Genomic DNA, 3,289 nt, shown 5'->3' on the forward strand with positions numbered 1-3,289 from the left:
CGGGCATGCCGAACATGGAGGTGGTCCGGATGGCGGATACGCTGTCGACGTTGGGCCCGCCGGCAGGCGTCACACAGCCGGACGCAGTAGTGACGGATCTCCTCGAGATCCTGCGCCGGCATCTGCGGATGGACGTCGCGGGGCTGGCCCGGATCGACGGGGATCTGCTTGTCCTGCAGGTTCTCAGCGGGGACGCGCGGGGGTTCAGGCTGGCGCCGGGCTCGACGATCCGCCGCGAGCATGCCCTGCTCGGGCGGGTGCTGTCCGGCGAGATACCGGAGATCGTCGCGGACACGCGCACCGATCCGCGCACCGCGGACGCGGGCGTCGTCCGCAAGTTGGGCGTCGGCGCGTACGCCGCGGCGCCGGTCGCCGACAACGACGGCGAGGTGTACGGCATAGTCGGCTGCCTCGCCCACAACGCGCTCCCCCACCCACGCGACCGCGACGTGCACTTCCTGCACCTGTTGGCGGCCTTCCTGAGCGACGCGGTCCTCGACCTGCACCGCCTGTGGGAACAGCGACGCCGCATCTGGCAGGAGGTGAGCGACCTCATCGACGCGGGCGGCCCAAAGATGATCTTCCAGTCGATCTTCAGGCTCACGGACGAGCGGATCGTCGGGGTCGAGGCGCTGTCCCGCTTTCCCCACACGACCGGCGGTGCGCAGCAGTGGTACAATGACGCCGCAACCGTCGGCCTGAGCATCGAGCTGGAACTCATGGCGATCCGCCACGCGCTGACCGTCCTGCCGACGCTCCCGTCCGACCTCACCCTCGCCGTCAACGCCTCGCCGTCCACCATCACCTCCGGCCTGATCGACATCCTTCCCGACCGGGGGGCCGATCGCCTCATCGTGGAGATCACCGAGCACGAGCACATCGGCGACGACTCGGAGCTGCTGGTCGCCGTCGGCGTGCTGCGCCGCCGCGGGGTCCGCATCGCGATCGACGACGTCGGCACCGGCTACGCGGGCCTGGAACAGCTCATCCACCTGCGCCCAGAGATCATCAAACTGGATCGGGTCCTCACCCACGGGATCGACACCGATCCAGCCAGGCGCGCCATCGCGGCGGGACTGGTGCAGGTCGCCGGCGAGATCGGCGGCTGCGTCATCGCCGAGGGCATCGAAACCCCGATGGAGCTCGACACGGCGATGGCGGCCGGGATCCCCTACGGCCAAGGCTACCTGCTCGGCCATCCCACCACGACCGCCGGGGCCGCCTGGGTGGAGCACTCCGCGCACCGGCCGACGGCCGCCGAACCGGAACGGGTGCCGGCAGCCTCCTCCCGGCGGCTCGGCTGAGCCCGTGGCGGCTACCGGCTGGCCCCACAGCCGCAGCGCCAGCACGAGGTACCAGCCGGGGTGACGCCAAGGTGACAGTGGGGCTACCCGGCGATTGCGCAGGCCATACGCTCACCAGCCATGACCGCGGTGGCTACGGGGGTACGGCGCCGGGCGGCGACCCCGCCGGGCCGGCTGCGCCTGCTGTCCGTGCTCGTGGTCCTCGCGCTCGTCGCACTGTGGGTCACCGCCCTCGGCGCCACGCAGACCCGCCGGCACGCGATCGACACCCTGACCAAGGACAGCGGCGCGTCCTTCATCGCCGCCCAGAGCCTGCGCGCCGAGCTCTGGGCGGCGGACGCCACGGCGGCCCGTGCCTTCCTCGCCGGCGGCGTCGAACCACCGGGGCAGCGTGCCGCCTACGCGCGCAGCATCGCCGCGGCGGGCGACCGCGTCGTCGATCTCGCCCGCGCCGGTGGTCCGCGCCAGCCCCTGGCCGTGCTCTGCGCGCAACTGCCCGTCTACACCGGCCTGGTCGAACGGGCCCGGGCGAACAACCGGCTCGGCCTCGCCGTCGGCGGGGCCTACCTGCGGCAGGCGTCCGCGCTGATGCGGGACACCATCCTGCCCGCCGCCGACGCGCTGGCCACCGCCGACGCCACCGACATCGACCACGGCTACCGGCGGGCGAGCTCCTGGCACCAGGTGTTCCTGGTCGGCGCCGTCGGCGCCGCGACGCTCGCCGGGCTCGTCACGCTGCAGGTACGGCTGTTCCGGCGCACCCACCGGATCCTCAATCTGCCGCTGCTCGCCGCCACGGCGCTCACCGCGATCATCCTCGGGTTGACGCTGACCGCGTTCGGCGTGGAACGTGGCCGTCTCGTCGAAAGCCGGGACCACGGGTACGTCCCGATGACGCTGACCGCGCAGGCCCGGGTGCTGGCATTACGGGCATGGGGTGACGAAAGCCTGTCGCTGGTCGCCCACGGCAACGGCGTGGAACTCGACGAGGACGCCCGCGCCGCGGCCGCCCGGCTGGGCTACGACGACAGGGGGCACCGGACCAGGACCGGGGTTCTGCCGGCGACGGTGGCCCTGCGCGGCCCGGACGGCCCGGCCCGCGCCGCCCTGGAACCGGCCTGGCGCGGGTACCAGGCGACAAGCCTGCGGGTCGGTAACCTGGTGTCCGATGCCGGCGGGTTCCAGCAGGCGGTGGCCGTGGCACTCGGCGAGGGCACGACCTCCTTCACCCGGTTCGACGACGCCTCGGAAGCGGTGTTCACGACCAGCCGTACCCGCTTCGAAGCGCGCCTGTCCGCCGCCGGCGAGGCACTGAACCGCCTGCCGCTCGGCGCCACCGTGGCGCTCGGGCTCGCCGCGGCCCTGGCCTTCGTCGGCATCCAGCTGAGAATCAACGACTACCGGTGAGTCGATGATGATCATTCTGGTCGTAACGGCGCGAGCGGTGACGGTACTGATTACCGTCGCCCTGGCGGTCGGCGTCACCGCCTGCGGCACGGTCGGCAGTCCGCTGCCGGCCCAGGCCCGACCCCTGGCCCCCGCGACGCCGACGCCCCCGCGGCCCGCCGCCGCGGCCGTGACGCCGACACCCACCTGTGACGATCCGCAGGCCAGCTGGCGCCCGCCGGGCCGGCTGCCCTCGCCGGGCGCGATGCCCACGGGCACCGTCCTGGAGACGATCGAACGCCGCGGCTACCTCATCGCCGGGGTGCTGGCCGACGTCCCGCCCTTCGGGTCGATCAGCCCGTTCACCGGCCAGTTCGAGGGCTTCGACGTGGAGATCGCCAACCTGATCGGCCGGAGGATCTTCGGCGCGGACGGACACGTGCGGTTCCGCGCGGTCACCTACGCCGAGCGCATCCCGGTTCTGCGCGACGGCGCCGTCGACGTCGTCGTGGCGACCATGACGACGAACTGCGAGCGGCGCGCGCTGGTGGACTTCTCCGCCGTCTACTACAACGAGACGCAACGGGTCCTAGCGGGAG

Annotated in this window: 3 protein-coding genes; all 3 read left to right on the forward strand. The window is 72.7% G+C overall.

What is annotated here, in order from left to right:
- The coding region (locus AC08ON_RS13145; protein WP_476617068.1) for a sensor domain-containing phosphodiesterase at window positions 1-1,304 on the forward strand (1,304 nt) is incomplete at its 5' end.
- A 120-nt stretch (window positions 1,305-1,424) separates the two neighbouring features.
- The gene (locus tag AC08ON_RS13150; protein WP_476607724.1) at window positions 1,425-2,711 is read left to right on the forward strand and encodes a hypothetical protein; all 1,287 of its coding nucleotides are present in this window, start codon (window positions 1,425-1,427) and stop codon (window positions 2,709-2,711) included.
- A gap of 4 nt (window positions 2,712-2,715) precedes the next feature.
- Window positions 2,716-3,289, forward strand: a 574-nt coding sequence (locus AC08ON_RS13155) for a transporter substrate-binding domain-containing protein (protein WP_476617069.1), incomplete at its 3' end; no start/stop codon positions are given.

The sequence above is a fragment of the Frankia sp. CoWAU3 genome (assembly GCF_977971855.1).